Consider the following 20199-nt stretch of genomic DNA (forward strand, 5'->3'; position numbering starts at 1 on the left):
TTATGTTCAGATTTATTATAAAGCGCTTGCTTGAAGCCATTCCAACGTTACTCGCGCTGGTTACTCTTTCTTTCTTTTTGATGCACTTTGCTCCGGGTAGTCCATTTACCTCAGAGCGTGGCGTACCGGCCGCAGTAATGGCTAACCTACAAGCCAAGTACCATATGAACGAATCCCTAATGAATCAATATTTTTATTATCTATGGGATTTGCTGCACGGTAACTTAGGTTATTCATTCCGCTTTACGGATTTCACAATCAATCAACTGGTCGCACAAAGCTTCCCTGTTTCCGCCGAAATCGGCTTTTGGTCTTTTCTCGTTGCTATCACTTTTGGTGTACTGTGCGGCGTATTTGCTGCTTTACGTCAAAACTCTTGGTTAGATTATGCCGTTATGTCCTTTGCTAACGTCGGCATGGTACTGCCTAATTTCGTGATTGCGCCCTTGTGTATTCTATTCTTTTCGATTCAACACCATTGGCTGCCTGCCGGCGGTTGGAATGGAGGTGCTTGGCCATTTTTAATTATGCCTGTCATCGCCATGTCCACCAGCTACATAGCACAAATTGCCCGTATTACCCGTGGCAGCATGATAGAAACCATGCACTCCAACTTTATTCGTACGGCTCGAGCCAAAGGCTTACCGAAGTCACGCATTATTATTCGCCATGCGCTTCGCCCTGCTATGTTGCCAGTCGTATCCTATCTTGGCCCTGCGTTTGTCGGCATTGTCACTGGTTCTGTGGTTGTCGATCAGTTTTTTGGAACTGGTGGTATCGGCCAGCACTTTGTAAACGGCGCCATCAACCGTGACTATTCCATGGTGATGGGAATCACTATTTTGATTGGCACGCTGACCATCCTTTTCAACGCCATTGTCGACATTTTATATGTCTTCATTGACCCTAAAATTCGTTATTAGAGCGACTCACTATGATGACAAGTAAAGATAAAGTCGCGGCTGTCGAGCAATTCGCCGAAAAGGTGGTCGAAGTAGAAGGCCGCAGTTTATGGCAAGACGCTCGCCGTCGTTTCTTCACCAACAAAGCCGCCGTGGCCAGTTTGATTATATTAGTTATTATCGCGGCCCTGTCTATTTTTGGCCCATTATTAAGCCAATGGAATTACGCGGATATCGATTGGACTGCCCTGTCTGATATTTCCGTTTTAGGCCGTCCAAACATTGCTTCTGGACACTATTTTGGTACCGACCCTCTTGGCCGTGATATTTTTGTTCGTACTATGCAAGGCGGCCAAATCTCTTTAATGGTCGGTATTTTAGGCAGTTTCGTCGCGGTTGTGATTGGCACCTTTTATGGCGCGACGTCTGGCTACCTTGGTGGTCGTGTCGACAGCTTAATGATGCGTTTCCTAGAGATCCTTAACTCTTTCCCATTCATGTTTTTCGTCATCATCTTGATGACCGTCTTCGGGCGGAATATCTTATTGATCTTTATCGCTATTGGCGCCGTCTCTTGGTTAGACATGGCAAGGATAGTTCGCGGTCAAACGTTAAGCTTGAAAAACAAAGAATACATCGAAGCGGCTTACGCCGGTGGTGTCTCTACGCCAAAAATCATCGCTCGTCACATAGTACCAAACGTACTGGGTGTGGTTATTGTTTATGCGACTTTGCTAGTACCAAACATGATTTTGTTAGAGTCCTTTATCAGCTTTTTAGGCCTTGGGGTACAAGAGCCTATGACCAGCTGGGGGGCACTGATTTCAGAAGGTGCACCGAATATGGAAGTGGCCGTCTGGCAAATGGCTTGGCCTTTAGGCTTCCTTGTCGTCACACTATTTTGTTTTAACTTCCTAGGCGACGGTTTACGCGACGCTCTAGATCCAAAAGACCGCTAGGAGGACCTAATGAACTCATTGAAAACCGATAATATTTTAGAGGTTGATAATCTGCGGGTGAACTTTAAAACACCAGATGGATTAGTGACCGCTGTAAATGACTTGAATTTTGACCTAGCACAAGGGGAAACCTTAGGCATCGTAGGTGAATCTGGCTCTGGTAAAAGCCAGACCGCATTTGCCTTAATGGGGCTATTAGCAGGCAATGGCATTATTGAAGGAGAGGCGCGTTTTGAAGGGCAAAACATTCTGACTCTGAATGAAAGAGCCATGAACAAAATTCGTTCTGAAAAAATTGCCATGATCTTCCAAGATCCAATGACCTCATTAAACCCTTATATGAAGGTCGGCAAGCAACTAATGGAAGTGCTGATTTTACACAAAGGCATGAACAAAGCGGATGCCTTTGAAGCCTCGGTAAAAATGCTCGACGCGGTAAAAATGCCAGAAGCTCGCAAGCGTATGAACATGTACCCACATGAATTTTCAGGTGGTATGCGCCAACGAGTCATGATTGCTATGGCATTGCTGTGCCAACCAAAGTTATTAATAGCGGATGAGCCGACTACGGCTTTAGACGTGACCGTTCAAGCACAGATTTTGACCTTGTTGAATGAACTAAAAGCCGAGTTTAATACCTCTATTATTATGATTACTCATGATTTAGGTGTTGTAGCGGGGCTGTGTGACAAAGTATTAGTCATGTACGCTGGCCGAACCATGGAGTACGGCCTAACAGAAGACGTATTCTACCGACCAACTCACCCTTATACTCAAGGCTTGCTAGAAGCCATTCCTCGTCTCGATGCCAATGATGAAGTGCTCGCCACCATCGCGGGGAACCCACCCAATTTATTAAACCTTCCCGTTGGTTGTCCGTTCCAAGAACGCTGCCAGTTTGTTGAAGATCGTTGCCGTAAAGAAGCACCTGTTCTAGAGGAATACCAACCAGGTAAATTACGCGCTTGTCACAAACCTATTAATGGGGAGGCGATGCTATGAACAACTCAACAAATACTGTTTTAATGGATGTGAAGAACCTAAAAGTTCACTTCAATATTAAATCTGACAACGCATGGCCATGGCAAAAAGGCCAAGCTTTAAAGGCGGTTGATGGCGTTGACCTCACCATTTACGAAGGTGAAACTTTAGGTGTCGTGGGTGAGTCTGGTTGTGGTAAATCTACACTCGCACGCGCGCTGCTACGCCTTGTTCCCATTACTGATGGTAATGTTGTCTGGTTAGGCCAAGATTTAACGGATCTCGACAAAAAGCAAATGCGCGACAAACGACAAGAACTGCAAATGATCTTTCAAGATCCATTGGCGTCGTTAAATCCACGCATGACGGTCGGCGATATCATCGCCGAGCCGTTAAACACTTTTAAACCGCATCTGTCCAAACAGGAAGTAAAAGACCAAGTACGCGCCATCATGGATCGCGTTGGCCTTCTGCCTAATGTGATTAACCGCTACCCTCATGAATTCTCAGGTGGCCAATGCCAACGCATTGGTATCGCTCGTGCTTTGATTCTGAAGCCAAAGCTTGTGGTCTGTGATGAACCCGTTTCCGCATTGGACGTGTCTATCCAAGCACAAGTAGTAAATTTGCTAAAAGAGTTACAAGCCGAAATGGGCTTATCTCTGGTGTTTATCGCGCATGATTTAAGTGTCGTTAAACATATTTCAGATCGCGTACTCGTTATGTATCTTGGTAATGCGGTTGAACTAGCCAGCAAGCACGCTTTGTACGATAACCCACGTCATCCCTATACCAAGGCATTATTATCTGCGGTACCAGTACCCGATCCAAAACGTGAGCGTAATAAAAAAATTCAGCTACTAATGGGAGATCTACCTTCGCCGATCAATCCGCCTTCTGGCTGCGTGTTTCGTACTCGCTGCCCATACGCCAATGAAGACTGTGCGAAACAAAAACCGGCGTTAGAAAAACTATCAGAAGAGCATCAAGCCGCTTGTATCCGACTCGCTGATATCGCGTAACCCAGCGCCTTCATACTATTCACTCAAAACGCCCAATAGAACCTATTGGGCGTTTTATTATAAAAAATGAGGTCGTTTTCCGCCAATTTCTCAGCAATTTCTCAGCACTTTGTTATGATTGATGAACATCAAACCTTTTAAGGAATCATCAATACATGCGTTTCCTACTTTTAGTTATTGGTATTCTTTACATCACACCCGTGCTCGCATTATCACCACCAACGGGGCGTGTTCTGCTGACTTTAACAGGGAGTATTACCGAAACAAACGCAGGCCACACCGCAAAACTAGACAGAAAAATGCTCAATGCTTTACCACGATATAGTATTACAACCAAAAATCCTTGGGTTCATCAAGCCCATAAATACAGTGGATTCTCTGCGGTCGACCTGTTAAAACTTACCGGTGGCAAAGGGGATTTATTGCGAATTACTGCGCTCAATAAATACGTTATTGAAATACCTATCACAGATTTCACCAAACGCGGAGCCATCTTCGCAATGCGCAAAGACAGCCACCCAATGAGCGTCAGAGAATTAGGCCCTATACTGGTAATGTATCCTTTTGATGATGACCCAAAGCTAAAAAATGAAACTTATTACTGGCGATCTATTTGGCAAATTAGCACAATTGAAGTGCTTACATCCCCATCCAAGGAATAAAAACAGATGGTAAAGTGGTTTCGAAAATGGCTTCCTACCTCCAAGCTACAACATTGGTATGTTTACGGTCTACTCTCCTTGATCGTAACCATTACCCTACTCGCCTCAAGTATTCTTCTTTATTCGTACAATGGAAACCAAGCGACAAAACAACGAATTTATGAAGACTCACTCTGGAATGCACTCCAGTTTCAACTTCAATCCTATCGTTTCTTAAATTATCTCGTTCAAATAGACAAAAAAGACCTTCCTCTCAATGGTGCCGCCTACACACAATATGATTTGTTAATGAGTCGAGTAGATTTGCTACGCAGCGGCGAAGTCGGTTATTTGATTCGAGGCTTAACCGGTGGACGAACAGTGCGCCTGCTTAATATTATTACTGGCGAACTAGAACTCATTAGTCTAAATCTATCAAAAATCGAAGAAGGCGATTTGTCCTACCTACAAGACATGACAACTCGACTTAAGCAGCTCGATAATCAAGTTAATGAATTTACCATTTTGGTTAGTAAAGGGACCAATTTATATATAGCCAGACAGCGCAGAGCATTAGGCGAGAATCTGGAAAACGTTCGTATTCTAATGATGTGCTTTTTAGCCAGTTTATTCGTACTATGCTGCTGTATCGCAAAAGGCTTCTCAGTATTTAAAATCAACCAACGCAATAACAAACAGTTACTGATAGATATACAAAATATTCATGAAGAAAAAGCGAAAATCTTAACCCTAGTAGCACAAGAAGCGCGGCCACAAATTCAGGCATTATTAGGTGTACCTTGCGATAATACAGAGTCTTCAAATAGCATCAAAGAGTCTGCGAACGAGCTGCTTCATACGATTAATATGTTTACTGATTTGGCATTAATCGATATCAAAAAATTGAGCTTAGACATCACCACAGAATCGCTACAAAAGAACCTAGATGACTATGTGCAAATTTTTTCATCCAAACTCCAACGCAAAGGCGTAACCTTGGTTAGTTACATTGACCCAGCGTTACCGGATGTTATTGGCCTCGACTTTAAACGTCTAAAAGAAATAATTTTAGAACTGCTTCTAAATGCAATAAAACACACACCTGAAGGCAGTATCAGTATCAATGTTAGGCCTTCTAGCTTAACGCCAACACAGCAACCTCTGAACTTAGAGAACAGACGTATCGGCATATTACAAATAGCGATAAAAGATACTGGCTTTGGTTTAGAACACGCAATACAAGATACCTTACGCGCCTCGCCTACTACTCAAGACAACCAGCCACTTATATTACAAAATAATATAGGTCTTGGACTTTCTCTTTGTTACCGCTTAGTCCATCTTATGAGGGGTGAAATTCATTTTTCCAGCGAAGCCACATCAGGCACTGAGTTCTGGGTAGATATTCCTTATGAAGTCAGCCAATCGTCGCCTGAAAATATAAGTCTATACTCTTGTCCAGATCCTAAACGAGCACTTATTTTCACAACAGATAACCACTTAGCAAACGCGTTACGCCTACAACTATCAAGTTTTAATATTGAAGCAAATCGCTACTTAGAAGGCCCTTACTATGATGATGAAGATCTCGATCTTGTCATCATTATGGACAGCAACCTCATCAGTCCTGAAATAGAATCTAATATTAAGCAGTGGCAAAAGAATGGCACTTTTGTATTGTATGATCACCAACTAACAAAGGATGTTCAAAACAAAGCATATGCAGCAAAAGCACAAAGCCTGTCTTTTCCTTTAACGCAGTCGCGCCTAAATGGTCTGATAATGGATGCGTTCAAGACAGATTAAATGAAAACAACATTAGCCTGCATTGTTTATTGGCAAGGTAGGATGCTTGGATTGGAGATATTAGCCCAAAGATAATACGCTTTTCTCTAGGCTAATATTTAATGATTACAACATGTTAGACTTTCGAGGACTAAAAAGACCAACCAAAATCCGTTGCGGCTACAAACGTTTCAACTAGACGCTCAAGACCCGCTTGGTCTACCTCAGAAAAACGCCCTGTTTTTGGACTGTCCATATCAAATACGCCAATCAAATGACCATCAACTATGATAGGGATAACCACTTCAGAGGCCGATGCTGAATCACATGCAATATGGCCTTCAAATGCATAAACGTCTTCGATGCGTTGAGTTTCTTTAGTCTGAGCCGCGGCACCACAAACACCTCTTCCGAAAGGAATACGAGTGCAGGCCACTTTACCAACATAAGGCCCTAGAACCAGCTCTTTACTACGAGCAAAGTAGAAACCAGACCAATTAAGATCGGCGACTGTCTGCATAATAAACGCAGAAAATTGTGCTGCATTGCATATCAAATCACGCTCGCCAGAAAGCAAAGCCATCAGCTGACCATTCAGTTCCTGATACTGTATTTCTGGTGTTGTATTTGAGTCGATTTCTATCTCAAACATGGGATGTTACCTAGTCAATGTATATAGGGGCAGATAATAGGCAAACTACGGCAAAGAGCCAACATTGAATAAGCAAAAGAAAGGGAAATAGTAAGATAGAAGAAGCTAAGCGACTCTTTGTCGAAACAAGACCTCAGAGTCGCCCAAGTCGTGAATTATCCGTTCACTTGTGCGTCAATTTCATTAGCAGGAACATGACGAACGTCGATTCCTTTAACCATGAACACCAAGTGTTGGCAAACATTACGCGAATGATCACCAATACGCTCTAAAGAACGCAAAACCCAAATGACGTTTAACACGCGAGAAATACTACGTGGATCTTCCATCATGTAAGTTACTAAAGAGCGAAGTGCCGTTTTGTACTCTTCGTCTACCATGCGGTCTTGCTTCACTACTGTGATCGCAGCATCGATGTCTAAACGTGCATAAGCATCTAATGTGTCATGGATCATACGAGAAACCATTTGACCAATACGATTGATTTCCACATAACCTCGTGGAGATTCACCTTCGTCGATCAACTTAAGCGTGAGCCTAGCAATCTTTTTGGCTTCATCACCCATTCTTTCAAGCTCATTCACCGCTTTACTAATAGCCAATACCATTCGCAAATCACCCGCTGCCGGCTGACGTTTTGCTAAGATACGATTACATTCTTGATCAATAATGCCATCCAGCTCGTTTACCGTTGCATCTTTATCTTTAACGTCTTCTGCTAGAGAACCGTTACTATCAATCAAAGCTTGAACAGAATTCTGTACCTGCAGTTCAACCACACCACCCATAGTCAAAAAGTGTTGACGCAAGGCTTCCAACTCATTATTAAACTGTTTTGATGTATGGTCTGATGTTAACTCTTTCATAATTTATCCTTCCGCCTCGATGCCTTGATGGCTGTAATGCGGGTTAAAAAGTTATAAATGTCAGTGCTTAAACAAGCAAAAGGCGGTTTGAGATTTTTTCAAAAATATGGATCAAATATAAATCGTTTGCTTAGTCCATTGCTAGACTACTCACATTAAAGCCCAAACTATAATCCGACTCTGTTACAGAAATATTAAAATCGATACACTTATCGCCTTTCTTGATAACCTGACAACACCATTTTACCGTGTCTAAGCGATTCCCAAGTATTCCGATATCCAATAGACTGTTCTAAAGAAGACACGAATAAACACAAACAACAATTACAACATCGGTATTAAGCGAGAATTCTATGAAAGCAATGCAGATAATGGCTTACGGCCCTGCTAGTGAGCTAGCCTTGGTTGAAGCAAACAAGCCCGTTATTAATGCGGATCAAATTTTGGTAAAAGTAAGCGCTGCTGGCGTCAATCCTGTCGATACCTATATTCGATCTGGTACGAACAATTATTCTGCTACCTTCCCGCATACTCCAGGTTCTGATGGTGCTGGCACAGTGGCTGAAGTCGGAGCAAATGTGACTGGCTTTAACGCCGGCCAACGCGTGTATTTTAATCGCACTATTGGTGGCTCTGCAGCTGAATACACGATATGCAGCCCAGATAGATTGTTTCCACTGGCAGATGCCTTAAGCTTCGAAGAAGGGGCTTGTCTTGGCGTTCCTTTCACGACCGCACACCGCGCTCTGTTTGGCCGCGCTCAAGCCAAAGCGGGCGATAAAGTATTGATCCATGGCGCAACAGGCGCGGTCGGTACTGCGGCTGTACAGCTCGCTTTAGCGGCTGGTATGGATGTCGTCGCCAGTGCAGGCACTCAAGCGGGCGTAGCACTGCTTAACAAATTGGGCGTGACGAGCGTCATTCTACATAATGAAGCAGATCACTTAGCGCCTTTCCAGTCCCTTGAAAACGGCTTTAATGTGATCATTGAAATGCTCGCAAACCACAATTTAGATCAAGATTTAAAAGCGTTGGCCTTCGGCGGTTGTGTGGCAGTGGTTGGTAATCGAGGCACGGTAGAAATTAACCCTAGAGATTTAATGGCGCGTGATGCTTCTGTGATTGGTGTCGCTCTGGCGAATGTCCAACCAGAAGAGCTACAGCGCATCGCAAAAGCCATGTTTCCTTTGCTTCAAAAAGGCGTATTGAAGCCTGTTGTACGCAAAGCCTATCCATTAACAGAACTCGCTCAAGCGCACGATGATGTCCTATTATCAGGCGCATTGGGCAATTTGGTTATCCAAGTAAATTAGCTTTTTTGGGGCGAAGACATCTTATAGATCAATGAGGTGTCTTCGTGCTGGCTCTAGATGGTAAAAATAGAGCCATTGGCTGAAAAAAACACATCATCCTGCCTCTACTAAAGGCCAGATAAGACCGCTATACTTGCCATTACTTACGATTATAATACTGATGAGTTTATGAACTTTGACTTCTTCCGAATCTGACGTTTTCAGTTTACCTAGCGAAGCCGATACTCATGACCATGATTACCACCAACTTGTCGTGGTAATTGATGGCAATACCGACTTCGATATTGAGGGCAAAAGCAGACAGCTTCCTACGGGCGGCGGCTGTATTTTACCGTCTGAAAACAGTCACGCCTTTGCGGGCCTAGGCGACAACCGGATCATGGTGGTTAACCTACCAATTCCACCGCCAAAAGCCATCACCGATGAAGAATATGAGATTGTCTCGCGCCTCTTTGATCAGGCGGCTTATTTTCAGCTGAATCCTAGGTTGCAAATTCTAGCCTCGGCCCTATCGGGCGAGCTGCAACAGTACCCAAATGACCCAATGTTAGCCCGCGCCTGTGGCAACACCTTGCTAAGTTCTATTCGTCATCAACTGACGAATAATAAAGACGTACGCGTGCGGGGCAACCAATTAGACATAACCAAGCTCGATCAGTTTATCGAACTCAACTTATCGCGCCGAGTTCATATCAGTCAGCTGGCCAACTTCTGTTTTTTAAGTGTGAGTCAATTTCACGAACGATTTAAAGAACGAACCGGCATCACCCCTCATCAATATTTAATGCGAAAACGACTCGAGCGAGCTCAACACTTATTAAGCGAAGGTTTTCCGCCTATTCAGGTGGCTGAAATGTGTGGTTTTTCGAGTCAAAGTGCAATGACCAATGTATTTTCTCAAACATTGGGCATTACCCCGCTGCGCTATCAAAAACAATTTCCGAAACATTAATATCCCAGCTATTTAAACAATATTCCATTTTGCTAAGTGACGATATCTCAAAACCACTTCTGCACCATTCGTAAGCATATCGATCATTTTAGCGACAATTTTCGCACCACTTACACTTTCTTCCTTTAAAATCGGATTTTCTTATAAAAAAAACCGACTTTTTCGAAAGACAGTTTCTACACTCTGTCACTACAGTGTGTTGATTATCCAGACATGCATTTTTTTGAACATTAACAGTAAAAACGTACCGTTAATAAAAAATCAAAAATTTGCCTGATGCTCTATAACAACACACGGTCTAATCAACAAAAGCCAACCGGCTTTTTGATTTGTAGCGGGAGAATCCGACCATGTTTAAAGCAATTGAAGTATTACAACCTAACTTCATTCAGCGGCCACTAAACGAGCTGTGGCAGCTTATTTCCCCTCTTTATAATACCGATGAAGAGACATGGTTAAAGGAATTACTACCTTTAGCTAAGCCTACTGACGCAGCGCTAAAAACCTGCACAGAAGCCGCTACACAATTGATCGAACAAGTGCGTAAAGACGATGACAGCATGTCTATGATCGACGCCTTGTTGCTGGAATACAGCCTAGACACAAAAGAAGGCATCTTGCTGATGTGTTTGGCCGAAGCATTGATGCGTGTGCCAGACAAAGCCACTGCAGATGCTTTCATCAAAGACCGTTTAAGTGTGGCCGATTGGGCTTCTCACGCTAAAAACTCTGATTCCTTCTTCGTTAACGCGTCAACTTGGGGACTTTTGCTAACCGGCAAAATCGTCACCATGGACGAAAACCAAGACGGCACACCTGCAAACCTAGTCAACCGCATGGTAAACCGTGTTTCTGAGCCAGTGATTCGTAAAGCGATGAACCAAGCGATGAAAATCATGGGACACCAGTTCGTACTGGGCCGCAACATCGAAGAAGCCTTGTCTCGTGGTAAAAGCTACCGTGACAAAGGTTACACCTACTCTTTCGACATGTTGGGTGAAGCGGCATTGACCTCTGCGGATGCAGACAAATACCTAAAATCTTACGAGCAAGCGGTTGAATCCGTTGGCCGTGATACTTACACCAAAGGCTACCGCCCAACTATCTCTATCAAGCTGTCTGCATTGCACCCACGTTACGAAGTGGGCAGTGAAGAGCGCGTGATGACAGAGTTATTCGAAAGCGTAAAAGGTCTTATCGCTAAAGCTCGCGCATTGAATGTTGGCATCACTATCGATGCAGAAGAAGCAGACCGTCTTGAATTGTCGCTTCACCTATTCGAAAAACTCTACCGTGACGAAAGTGTGAAAGGCTGGGGCTTGTTTGGTTTGGTTATTCAAGCCTACTCAAAACGCGCGCTACCTGTATTGGCTTGGCTTGCTGCCTTGGCAAAAGAACAAGGTGACCGTATTCCTGTTCGTCTAGTAAAAGGCGCTTACTGGGATTCTGAAATCAAACTTTGCCAACAACGCGGCATTAATGGTTACCCGGTTTACACTCGTAAAGAAGCGACTGACACGTCTTACTTGGCCTGCGCCCGCTTCCTATTGAGCGAACACACCCGTGCTAACATCTTCCCTCAGTTTGCCAGCCACAATGCGCATACCATCGCGACGATTAGCTGCTTGGCACAAGAGCTAGGTGCCACCACAAAAGAATACGAATTCCAACGCCTTCACGGCATGGGCGATGCACTATACAACAGCCTAATCAAAGGCAATGACATCTGTGTCCGTATCTACGCACCAGTAGGTAGCCACAAAGACTTGCTACCTTACTTGGTTCGCCGTCTACTAGAAAATGGCGCAAACAGCTCTTTCGTTCACCGTTTGATCGATGCTCGTTGCCCAATTTCTGAATTGGTTGATCATCCAGTGACGACGCTTGAAAGCCGTAAGTCTCTGTCGAACCCAAATATCAAACTGCCAATCGACATGTTTGAAAACCGCAAAAACTCATTTGGTCCAAACATCGAGATCGAATCAGATTGGGCTCCATTTAAAGCCAAAATTGATGCCTTCATGACGCAAGACACTCAATGGCGTGCTTTCCCGATCGTGGGTGGCGAAAAAGTAGCAACAGGTCAAACACATACCATTGCTAGCCCATATGACCACAGTGAAACTGCGGGTCAAATCGACTGGGCAGACGCGGCCACCGTAACCAAGGCAATTGGCCTTGCTGATGCCGCTTTCCCTGAATGGTCTGCACGTCCTGCCTCTGAACGTGCTGATTGCTTAGACAAAACAGCCGATCTAATGGAAGAAAACTACCCAGAATTGATTGCACTTTGTCACCGTGAAGCGGGTAAAACCATTCAGGACAGTATTGACGAAGTACGTGAAGCCGTGGATTTCTGCCGTTACTACGCACAACAAGCGCGCAGCAACTTCGCCGCGCCTCACACGTTTACTAACTACCTAGGTCAAGAACAAAGCGTTCAAATGACAGGTCGTGGTGTGTTCACTTGTATCAGCCCTTGGAACTTCCCATTGGCGATCTTCTCTGGACAAGTTGTCGCGGCATTGGTTGTTGGTAACACAGTGGTTGCGAAACCAGCGGAACAAACCAGCTTAATCGCGACTCGTGCTGTTGAAATGATGCACCAAGCTGGTGTCCCTACTGACGTACTTCACCTGCTTCCAGGTGACGGCGCAACCGTTGGTGCACCAATCACAAGCGACAAACGCATTGCTGGTTTGGCCTTCACAGGGTCAACAGGCACAGCACAATTGATCAACCGTACCTTGGCGGCGCGCGGTGTTGCACCGGTTCCTGTGATCGCAGAAACAGGCGGTCAAAATGCCATGCTAATCGACTCCACTTCTCTGCCTGAGCAAGTAGTTCGTGATGCGGTTCGTTCTGCCTTCGCTTCTGCAGGTCAACGTTGTTCTGCACTGCGTGTGATGTTCGTTCAACAAGACATTGCAGATCGCGTTATCCCAATGATCAAGGGCGCCATGCAAGAGCAGTCTGTTGGCTTGCCTTACTTGCACAGCACAGATGTTGGCCCAGTCATCGATAAAAAAGCCCAAACTATGTTGCTTGAACACATTGAGCACATGAAAGTTGAAGGCACATTGATCGGCGAAACCCCATTGCCAACGTTTGCAGACAAAGGCACTTATGTTGCCCCTGCGGCGTTTGAAATTGCCAGCATCGACCAGCTAACGGATGAGAAATTCGGTCCTATCTTGCACGTCGTTCGCTACAAAGCCAAAGACCTAGATAAGATCATCGATACGATCAACAACTCAGGGTTTGGTTTGACCATGGGTGTCCACAGTCGTAATGAAACGACGTGTGCACGCATTGCACGCCGCGCTCGCGTTGGTAACTTGTACATCAACCGCGACCAAGTTGGTGCCGTTGTGGGCGTACAGCCATTCGGTGGCCAAGGCTTATCAGGTACCGGTCCAAAAGCGGGCGGTCCACATTATCTACAGCGCTTCGCTATTGAAAAACAACTTTAAGGCGAGCAGAGGAGACAAGGCAATGACAATCGTACAACCTGTTCAAATTCAAGTAGCAGACAAAGTATTTGAAGCGTGGGACTCTTTAGGTGTTGAAGGTCGTGACGAGCTATTGGCTCGCACCCTTACTCTATTCCCAGAAACACAACGTAAAATGGCGATTTGGCAGATCGACAACGCTCAGCGTGAAATTGCTGAAACCTTGACCATGGTAGGACCAACAGGCGAGAACAACGAACTTTCAACTCAAGGTCGTGGTGCTTTCCTATGTCTTTCTAATGACGAAAGCGACGCGGCTATTGTCGGTTTGGTTGGCCAAATATTTGCGGCTTTGATTGCGGGTAACCCTGTCATCACCGTGGGTATTAAAGGCCAAGAAATCATGGATAAAATTGCCACGTCTGTGCCTGACGGTGTGATTCAAAACATCGCAGAATCCGCATTGGATTCCATCGTTGAAGCGAACAACCTAGCCGGTATCGCGATCTTATGTGATGACGCAGAAGCGCAAGTTTTAAACCAACGCCTAGCAGCAAAAAGCGGCTTGATCTGTCAGCTAGTCATCGAAAATGACAGCCAGAACTTCACTACTATTGCGGCACCGCATTACATCTTGCGCTTCGTTACTGAACGCGCCATCTCTATCAACACCACAGCAGTTGGTGGTAATGCCACCTTGCTTGAACTTGGTAGTTTAGACGAGTAAAGCAAACGACTCAGGCACCCAGTGTCTGAGTCATCGATTTTTCATTCAATAGAAACCTCCCTATTGAACGTATTAACCCTCTTTCCTCGAAAGAGGGTTTTTTTTCGCCTGATTCACTGACTTTTCAATCAACCTATCTTTGGCGTGTAATCCCAAGCCACTCGTTGGCCAGTTTCTGCGGATTGCTCAGCGAGGCACAAGCCATAGATTAATTGGCAAGCTTGTTCCATGGGCACAGGCGCATCACCTTTACCGACAATGGCTTCGCCAAGTTGACAATAAAATGCCGCATAGTCGCCTTGTGTCGACGGCTCTTGGAACGCTTCTATGTCATCTTGAGTATGTGCAACAAAGCGAGTATTACGCTGCTGTGCCGCTTGTGAGGGGAATTCAGGTTGCCATGGCATTTGCCCAGCACGTAGTGCATCTTCTTGTGGATCTAACCCCACACATTGCCAACTACCTTGCGTAAACCTTGCATTGAAACGACGCATTTCTCCCGCTTCAAACGGCGTTGACCCCAAACGAATACGCTTATCGTCATAACCCAACTCCAGCTCAAACCAATCGTGTGTTTGGCAACCTTCACGCAGGGTATCGATACTTGCGTGCAACCATTTTGGCGCACCGAAAAGGAATAAGGCTTGATCCAATATATGCGGCCCAAGATCCCAAAAGATCCCCGCTCCCACACCTGGTTGTTCACGCCAGCGCGTTTGAGCAAGCGGTCGAAAACGATCGAATCGAGAATCTAAATGTTTCAACTCACCTAATTCTCCCCCATCGATTAAGGCTTTTAAACGCAGAAAATCCCCATCAAAACGGCGATTTTGATACACACAAAATACCAAACCTTGTTGTTTAGCCAACGAACAAAGCGCTTCGATCTGACACACACTCGTCACCGAGGGTTTTTCTAACAACACATGTTTACCGCTTTCGAGCGCACTTTTCGCCTGCTCAAAATGCAACCCATTAGGTGTCGTAATCACCACCAGATCCACATCAAAAGCGCTAAAAATAGCCTCAGCAGTCGACACCACCGCCACCTCAGGCAGCACAGCCTTCACCTCTTCTACCTTGGAGCTGCACACATACGCCATCTCCATATCAGGATCATTCATCACAAAAGGCGCATGAAAAACACGCCCCGATAAACCAAACCCAACCAACCCGACCCTAATAGTCATAGCACACTCTTTTTTATTTTTAGTCTTTTCAAACAGTCTACAGATTAAAAATAGAATTTGCTGTACTCAAAAAAAGCCGTCAAAGTGACGATCCAGTGAATGCATGAAATAGGAAAAACGAATGGATGAATTAGAAATACAGAATAAAAGCCAACAAACTCTCGATGCTTTAGATTCAGCCTCTGAAGGAAGGATTATCGACGCGAGCGAAGTACACAAATGGCTTAACAGCTGGGGAACAGACAATGAACTTGAAGCTCCGGAATTCAAAACCTTGAGCGTATCCTGAAAGTCGAAGAAGAAAAACCTAATTGGCTAATACAATCACAAAGTAACCTAGGTCTTATTCACTACTTATTACTGTTTTATCAAGAGCTTCAAAAAAGATAATAATTTAAACGAATAAGAGAGTTCCGAACACTAGTTAGTCAAAATCGCTACAAACTGATGCTATCTACTACTAGCTATAAAGTTGTTAAAATACATGGATGGCCAAATAACTGAGAAAACAAGTAAGCACAACAAAAGACTGAGTAAGAGATTTATGCTGACGCGTTGAGCTTGCGAAACAGGCGCAAATAAATCCTTACTCGGTCTCGCTTAATCCAAGACCAAAAGCTACAAAACTTCCAGCTTAGCAAACGATAACACCAGCCATTTAGACCCTTCGTCATCGAAGTTCACTTGCACCCGAGCCTGTGGGCCTTGGCCTTCGTAGTTGATTACTAAGCCTTCACCAAACACCGGATGCTTAACCCTATCGCCCATGCTGACAGTGACCTCTGGTGCTTTGAAACTGTTCAGTACCGTACTGTTTTGCAGACGATTTTTCTCTGTCTGATAATCAGGTCGTTGCATAGAAACAGGTCGGCTGACTTGTGAGCGTAAACGCACTTCTTCCAAGCATTGTGGTGGGATTTCTTTAATAAAGCGTGACGGACTGTTGAACGACTCGCTACCAAACAAACGACGAGATTCCGCATAAGTGATGTAGAGTTTTTCCATTGCGCGAGTGATGCCCACATAACAAAGTCGGCGCTCTTCTTCGAGACGACCCGGCTCCTCAAAAGACATCTTGCTTGGGAATAAATTTTCTTCCACACCGGTCAAGAAGACCAATGGAAACTCCAAACCTTTCGCCGAATGCAAGGTCATCAATTGCACCGCATCTTGGTATTCATCCGCTTGCGCATCGCCGGCGTCTAATACCGCTTTATCAAGAAAAGCCATTAATGGTGTACTGAACTCTTCCTCTTCATCGTTCCAGCTAAAGCCACCCGCTGCGCCAACCAACTCTTTCAAGTTCTCAATGCGAGCTTCGCCCTTTTCACCTTTCTCTTTCTCGTGAAACGCGATTAATCCCGCTTCAGCGATAATTTGTTCGAAAATATCATTGAGGTTCAAATCCGTTTGCTGAACGGTCACGCTCAAACCTTCAATCAGATGTAAAAAGGCTTTTATCGCGTTCGTCGCTCGCGCTGGCATAAGACTTTTTTCGACGATTATTTGCGCCGCTCGCCACATAGAACAGCCTTCGTCGCGGGCCATTTCTCTTAATATGCCAATGCTACGCTCGCCAATACCTCGCGGCGGTACATTAACAATCCGCTCCATCGCGCCATCATTATTAGGATCAAGTGCCAAACGGGCGTACGCCAATGCATTCTTGATCTCTAGACGATCATAAAATCGATGGCCGCCATAAATACGGTAAGCGACTCGCTCTCGAACGAGGCATTCTTCCAGCACACGAGACTGAGCATTCGAACGATATAAAATAGCCATATCTGCCAAAGGCGTACCTTCATCATGCCATTTCTTAATAATGCCAAGAATAAAGCGCGCTTCGTCTTGCTCATTAAATCCGGCATACAAAGAAATAGGATCCCCTTCGCCGCTTTCAGTCCAAAGCTCTTTGCCTAGGCGATCATCGTTGTTTTTGATCAAGCCATTGGCCGCATTCAAAATATGCCCTGTCGAACGATAATTTTGCTCTAGACGAATCGTTTGTACGTCTTTGAAATCTTTAGTGAAGTTATGAATGTTTTCGATTTTTGCACCACGCCAGCCATAAATAGATTGGTCATCATCCCCCACCGCGGTAATGGTACCTTGAGCGCCAACCATAATGCGTAACCATGCGTATTGGATCGTGTTAGTGTCTTGAAACTCGTCCACCAGCACATGACGAAAGCGCTCTTGGTAATGACGAAGTAATGGCGGATTTGTCAGCATTAATTCATGAGCGCGCAATAACAGTTCGCCAAAGTCTAACAAACCGCCATTTTCACAGGCTTCTTCATAATGGTAATAAAGCTCGCGCATGCCCTTCGAGAAAGGATCATGGCTGTCTGGCACATGAGCCGCTCGACGACCTTCGTCTTTTTGTCCATTGATAAACCAGCACACTTGCTTTGGTGGCCAGCGTGTATCGTCAATGTTCATCGACTTCATGATCCGCTTTACTAAGCGCAGCTGATCATCACTGTCCATGATCTGGAAGTTTTCTTTCAGACCCGCATCACGCCAATGAGCCCGTAATAAACGATGGGCTAATCCGTGAAAAGTCCCCACCCACATGCCTTGTGGTGGCACACCAACCAGCTCTTCAATCCGGCCTTGCATTTCACGCGCCGCTTTATTGGTAAAAGTCACGGCCATCACACTGTAAGGCGATAATTCATAGGCGTGCATTAACCATGCAATACGATGCACCAATACCCGAGTTTTACCGGAACCTGCTCCCGCTAACACTAGGCTGTTTTGCAATGGCGCGGCCACTGCATCGCGCTGCTTGTCGTTTAACGAGTCGAGGATAAAAGAAACGTCCATTACATTCCGCCGTAATTATTTAATATGTTTGTCACAAAAATACGTAAAGATAGGTTGATTTTTAATCGATTTACGTTTTTTATAAACTTGAAAACGAGTAGTTTGTCTATTTTGACTTTTTTCAACTGTCGATGACAGTGATCTGTTCATTTCAGTGTCATCGAATTAGCCAAAGGGTATAACGATGAATCATATTTATGAAACTTTGACTGAAGTAAAAACCGATATTCTCCACGCATCCATCAGTTTGGAGAAGGAAAAAAACGAACGAAATCAAAAGGAAGATAGTATTCGTCTGCTAAAAGCACGTCGTGCGATTGAGCAGCACTTAGAGGAAAAGCGTTTAAACCAAGCCATCTCTGACGGTTGGGACGAGTAAATATCTCCTTATTTGCGTTAGAGGGGTAAATAAGCAACAGACACTGCCTGTTGCTTAAATTAGATCAGCCTTTTTTGGGCTGCCATTCCTTTTTTGTCAACTTTTCTGATTGACGGTTTTCTTTTGCGCTTAAAAACTTACTAAGTTTTGATGTAAAACAAAAGAAATAGCACACCTAATAGGCTCTCTTTACTCCCTTTTTATAGCGGTTATGTCTGTGTTGGAGTACCATACGCCACTGATTTTTGATCTTTTAACCGATAATAAAAATAGCAAATAACCCTTATGGGGAGTCACCATGTTCGAACATATCCAAGCTGCTCCTGCAGACCCAATTCTTGGCCTGAATGACGCATTCCGTAATGATCTAAATCCTAATAAAATCAATTTAGGTGTGGGCGTTTACAAGGATGAAAAAGGCACCACTCCTATACTAAAATCGGTTAAACAAGCGGAAGAACGCTTGCTTAACCAAGAGCTAACCAAAAGCTATTTAAGCATCGAGGGCGCTCCAGCCTATCGACAAGCGGTACAAACACTTCTGTTTGGTGAAAAGCACAGCATTATTACCAAACAACTTGCACAGACGGCCCATACACCTGGCGGTACTGGTGCACTTCGTGTCGCGGCAGAATTTATTAAAAAACATTTGCCAGAAGCCACTATGTGGGTCAGCAACCCAACATGGGCGAACCATCAAGCAGTTTTCCAATCTGTTGGTTTAGAAGTAGGCAGCTACGCGTATTATGATGCCAATACGAAAGGACTAGATTTCGAAGCAATGCTTGCTAGCCTTTCACAGGTGCCAGCGGGTGATGTCGTTTTGTTCCATGGTTGCTGCCATAATCCAACAGGCATAGATCCAACGCCTGAGCAATGGTACCAATTAGCCAAACTATGTAGCAAACAAGGGTTCTTACCTCTGTTTGACTTCGCTTACCAAGGGTTTGGCGAAGGCCTTGAAGAAGATGCGAAAGGGTTACGAACCTTCCTTGAGCACGTGCCTGAAATGTTAATCGCGAACTCTTTTTCGAAAAACTTTGGTCTATACAACGAGCGCGTTGGTGCCTTGACCATTGTTTGTGAAACGCCTGAACAAACCGAAGCAGCCTTCACTCAGATAAAACGCTGTATTCGCACCAACTACTCTAATCCACCCTCTCATGGCGCTGCCATTGTTGCTGAGATTCTAAACAGCAAAGAGCTTCGTAGCTTATGGGAAATGGAATTGAAGAGTATGCGTACTCGTATTCATGAGATGCGTAGCTTGTTTGTGAATACGCTGCGAACTAAAGGCGTGACACAAGACTTCTCCTTTATTTCTAAACAACGAGGCATGTTCTCTTTTTCAGGTTTGACACCTGATCAAGTGGCTCAACTGCGTAAAGACTTCGGCATCTACATTGTGGGGTCTGGACGTATTAGCGTTGCAGGCTTAACGCATGACAATATGGAACCGCTTTGCGATGCCATTGCCGCGATTCTAAAAGACTAACGCTGACTTTTACTCCACACAGAGTGAAATGAAACGGCTCGAAAGGCCACC

General features: G+C 44.7%; 17 protein-coding genes. 13 read left to right on the forward strand and 4 right to left on the reverse strand.

Annotation, left to right across the window (positions count from 1 at the left end; translation table 11 throughout):
• The first annotated feature begins 2 nt into the window (after positions 1-2).
• The 6 genes from oppB to E0D70_RS12345 all read left to right on the forward strand — a co-directional run bounded on the left by oppB (position 3) and on the right by E0D70_RS12345 (position 6311).
• Positions 3-923, forward strand: coding sequence for an oligopeptide ABC transporter permease OppB (gene oppB, locus E0D70_RS12320; protein ID WP_133012596.1), 921 nt, complete (start codon positions 3-5; stop codon positions 921-923).
• A gap of 11 nt (positions 924-934) precedes the next feature.
• The gene (oppC, locus tag E0D70_RS12325) at positions 935-1861 is read left to right on the forward strand and encodes an oligopeptide ABC transporter permease OppC (RefSeq protein ID WP_133012597.1); all 927 of its coding nucleotides are present in this window, start codon (positions 935-937) and stop codon (positions 1859-1861) included.
• Between the two features lie 9 nt (positions 1862-1870).
• On the forward strand, positions 1871-2863 hold the full coding sequence (gene oppD / locus E0D70_RS12330; protein WP_133012598.1) for an oligopeptide ABC transporter ATP-binding protein OppD: 993 nt from the start codon (positions 1871-1873) through the stop codon (positions 2861-2863).
• Positions 2860-3864, forward strand: a complete 1005-nt coding sequence (gene oppF, locus E0D70_RS12335; RefSeq protein WP_133012599.1) for a murein tripeptide/oligopeptide ABC transporter ATP binding protein OppF — start codon at positions 2860-2862, stop codon at positions 3862-3864. Before oppD ends, oppF begins: the two co-directional genes overlap by 4 nt.
• A 155-nt stretch (positions 3865-4019) precedes the next feature.
• A complete protein-coding gene (locus E0D70_RS12340; protein WP_133012600.1) occupies positions 4020-4526 on the forward strand; it encodes a putative pterin-binding protein in 507 nt (168 codons plus the stop codon).
• 6 nt (positions 4527-4532) lie between these two features.
• Entirely contained in the window at positions 4533-6311 is a 1779-nt protein-coding gene (locus E0D70_RS12345) for a sensor histidine kinase (protein ID WP_133012601.1), read from the forward strand.
• A 130-nt stretch (positions 6312-6441) separates the two neighbouring features.
• Here E0D70_RS12345 and E0D70_RS12350 read toward each other — a convergent pair whose 3' ends face one another.
• Positions 6442-6942, reverse strand: a complete 501-nt coding sequence (locus E0D70_RS12350; protein WP_133012602.1) for a GAF domain-containing protein — start codon at positions 6940-6942, stop codon at positions 6442-6444.
• Between the two features lie 155 nt (positions 6943-7097).
• Positions 7098-7808 carry a phosphate signaling complex protein PhoU gene (gene phoU / locus E0D70_RS12355; protein WP_133012603.1) on the reverse strand — a complete coding sequence of 237 codons (711 nt, stop codon included), beginning with the start codon at positions 7806-7808 and terminating at the stop codon, positions 7098-7100.
• Positions 7809-8161: 353 nt separating this feature from the next.
• Between phoU and E0D70_RS12360 the strand changes: the two genes are divergently transcribed.
• The 4 genes from E0D70_RS12360 to E0D70_RS12375 all read left to right on the forward strand — a co-directional run bounded on the left by E0D70_RS12360 (position 8162) and on the right by E0D70_RS12375 (position 14252).
• The gene (locus E0D70_RS12360; RefSeq protein WP_133012604.1) at positions 8162-9121 is read left to right on the forward strand and encodes an NADPH:quinone reductase; all 960 of its coding nucleotides are present in this window, start codon (positions 8162-8164) and stop codon (positions 9119-9121) included.
• Between the two features lie 175 nt (positions 9122-9296).
• Positions 9297-10073: a helix-turn-helix domain-containing protein gene (locus E0D70_RS12365; protein ID WP_133012605.1), complete on the forward strand. Its 777-nt coding sequence runs from the start codon at positions 9297-9299 to the stop codon at positions 10071-10073.
• A 350-nt stretch (positions 10074-10423) separates the two neighbouring features.
• On the forward strand, positions 10424-13546 hold the full coding sequence (gene putA / locus E0D70_RS12370) for a bifunctional proline dehydrogenase/L-glutamate gamma-semialdehyde dehydrogenase PutA (RefSeq protein WP_133012606.1): 3123 nt from the start codon (positions 10424-10426) through the stop codon (positions 13544-13546).
• Between the two features lie 22 nt (positions 13547-13568).
• The gene (locus E0D70_RS12375; RefSeq protein ID WP_133012607.1) at positions 13569-14252 is read left to right on the forward strand and encodes a 1-pyrroline-5-carboxylate dehydrogenase; all 684 of its coding nucleotides are present in this window, start codon (positions 13569-13571) and stop codon (positions 14250-14252) included.
• A 128-nt stretch (positions 14253-14380) separates the two neighbouring features.
• Here E0D70_RS12375 and E0D70_RS12380 read toward each other — a convergent pair whose 3' ends face one another.
• Positions 14381-15442, reverse strand: a complete 1062-nt coding sequence (locus E0D70_RS12380) for a Gfo/Idh/MocA family oxidoreductase (RefSeq protein ID WP_133012608.1) — start codon at positions 15440-15442, stop codon at positions 14381-14383.
• A 121-nt stretch (positions 15443-15563) separates the two neighbouring features.
• Between E0D70_RS12380 and E0D70_RS17495 the strand changes: the two genes are divergently transcribed.
• Entirely contained in the window at positions 15564-15731 is a 168-nt protein-coding gene (locus tag E0D70_RS17495) for a hypothetical protein (protein ID WP_165942905.1), read from the forward strand.
• A gap of 329 nt (positions 15732-16060) precedes the next feature.
• Here the strand turns inward: E0D70_RS17495 and uvrD are convergent, their stop codons facing one another.
• Positions 16061-18274, reverse strand: coding sequence for a DNA helicase II (uvrD, locus tag E0D70_RS12385; RefSeq protein ID WP_133012609.1), 2214 nt, complete (start codon positions 18272-18274; stop codon positions 16061-16063).
• A gap of 184 nt (positions 18275-18458) precedes the next feature.
• Here uvrD and E0D70_RS12390 point away from each other — a divergent pair, with 184 nt between their 5' ends.
• Both E0D70_RS12390 and E0D70_RS12395 read left to right on the forward strand, forming a co-directional pair.
• Positions 18459-18653 (forward strand): PA3496 family putative envelope integrity protein, encoded by a 195-nt coding sequence (locus E0D70_RS12390; RefSeq protein ID WP_133012610.1) that lies wholly within the window; start codon positions 18459-18461, stop codon positions 18651-18653.
• A gap of 298 nt (positions 18654-18951) precedes the next feature.
• Complete coding sequence (locus E0D70_RS12395; RefSeq protein WP_133012611.1) at positions 18952-20148, forward strand: amino acid aminotransferase; 1197 nt, start codon at positions 18952-18954, stop codon at positions 20146-20148.
• Positions 20149-20199 lie beyond the last annotated feature (51 nt).

The sequence above is a fragment of the Marinomonas flavescens genome, from assembly GCF_004352835.1.
In the GTDB taxonomy this organism is placed as follows: Bacteria; Pseudomonadota; Gammaproteobacteria; order Pseudomonadales; family Marinomonadaceae; genus Marinomonas; species Marinomonas flavescens.